At 49.4% G+C, this 1,636-nt stretch carries 1 protein-coding gene and 1 pseudogene; both read right to left on the reverse strand.

Features of this window, described 5'->3' with window-relative positions; all coding sequences use genetic code 11:
* Positions 1-1,401: nitrous oxide reductase family maturation protein NosD (locus tag IKE44_RS06290; RefSeq protein ID WP_287465346.1), on the reverse strand; the 1,401-nt coding region annotated here is incomplete at its 3' end.
* Positions 1,398-1,636: pseudogene (locus tag IKE44_RS06295) on the reverse strand (hypothetical protein); the annotation flags it as partial. The pseudogene IKE44_RS06295 and the gene IKE44_RS06290, both read right to left, overlap by 4 nt.

Raw genomic sequence — 1,636 nt, forward strand, 5'->3', positions numbered from 1 at the left:
ACAATTCATCTGAAGTCCTCCTTGGTATGGTGAGTGATGTGGTTGACACCCCTGTATCATACCAAGAGGGCTTTTTTTGATCAAGTCCCCGGAAAAGCTCCTAACGGGAATGCTCCTTTTCGGCACGATCACCGCGATGGCTCCAAAGCCGAGCAGTCCCCACCACCAGCCGGCTGATATGGTCTTTTTCACAAGCGGCGCATGATCGACCGCCATCACTTCGTCTGTCTGCCGCCATTCGTTGATCGCCTCATAGACACCTAAGCTCGGCGACGACAAAAACAAATACGCCAGTTCATTTTCTTCCGCTAACTTATGAAAGGAGGACGCATAGCGAAACGGGGAATCCCCTTTCCCATCTTGGTTCAAATCAAGCAACGCCGCTTCGCCGCCCCAGTCGTTGCCAACCCCGCGAAAATCCCACCTATTCCTGTCCCCGCCGCCAAGGCGCGCGACAGCAATCGTATTTTTCCAAATCCGGTTTTCCGTAAACGTTTGCCGCTGTGAACTCGACCAAAGCTCAATGCCGATCTCATTTTGCAAAAAGACATTTCGCTGCAAAAAATTATCGTTCGACTGATCAATATACAATCCCCGCTCGTTTTGATAAAACGTATTGCCAATGATCCGGTTGTCATTTGCCATCTGCAGCAACAACCCAAACGAGCGCATTCCTTTGTTGAAGAAAAAGCGGTTGTTTTTCAGGACAATCCGGTTCGAGTTCATGATCGCCGCCCCGCCGTTATTAAGCATAAACGTATTGTCATCAAACGCGTTATCATCCGAATACATGTAGTGAAGCCCGTAACGGGTGTGAGACACTTCATTTCCTTTGGCGACGTTATGATTGGCGTAGTCAAAAAAGATGCCATCTCTCGTTCCGATAATGGTGTTATGTTCAAGCTCATTAAAATTAGAATAATAAATGTGCAGCCCATTTCCTTGTCCGGCGATTTCTCCGTTTTGTTCGCCGATCACCCGTACGTTGGCAATCCGGTTGTGATGCGCCTGACTCAAGTAAATGCCATGAAACGATTGTTTTACCGTTATGTGTTCTAGCGTATTATAATCGGAATAAACTTTGATGCCGGCGTATTCCTCTTGCGTGATCCGGCTTTTTCCGCTGTTCGTGACGGTCACATGTGTAATGGTGACATGCGGCGCTTTGATCGAAATCACATTGCCGCGCCCGCTTCCTTGAATGACCGTGCCTTTTGTGCCGATGATGGTCAGCGGTTTGTCGATGACAATATCGCCAATGTACGTTTGGCCTGTGAGGCGAATCGTGCCGTGTGCCGGAGCAGCGTCAATCAGTTGCTGCAGCGTCTGGCCGGCAGCCGCTTCTTTCGGAACATCGAAAAAGAAAAAAATGAACAAGGAAATGAGCAGCCATCGCTTCATGTTTTTCTCTCCTTCCATAGCGGAACGAGCAGGCAAACGAACGCGGCACCGACGAGATACGCACCGGTCGCAAAATAGCTGAACGTCGTAAAGTTGGCGATCCGGTTTTCTCCGAAAATCGGCGGCACAAACGGATCGATATCGATCGGGGCGTTATCGTTTAAATTCGTTCCAAAGTCAGCGAGCCAGCGATGAATATCGTAAAGACCGAGCGCCCCGCCAATGAGAAAGGCGG

The organism is Geobacillus sp. (assembly GCF_017515625.1).
Taxonomy (GTDB): domain Bacteria; phylum Bacillota; class Bacilli; order Bacillales; family Anoxybacillaceae; genus Geobacillus; species Geobacillus stearothermophilus.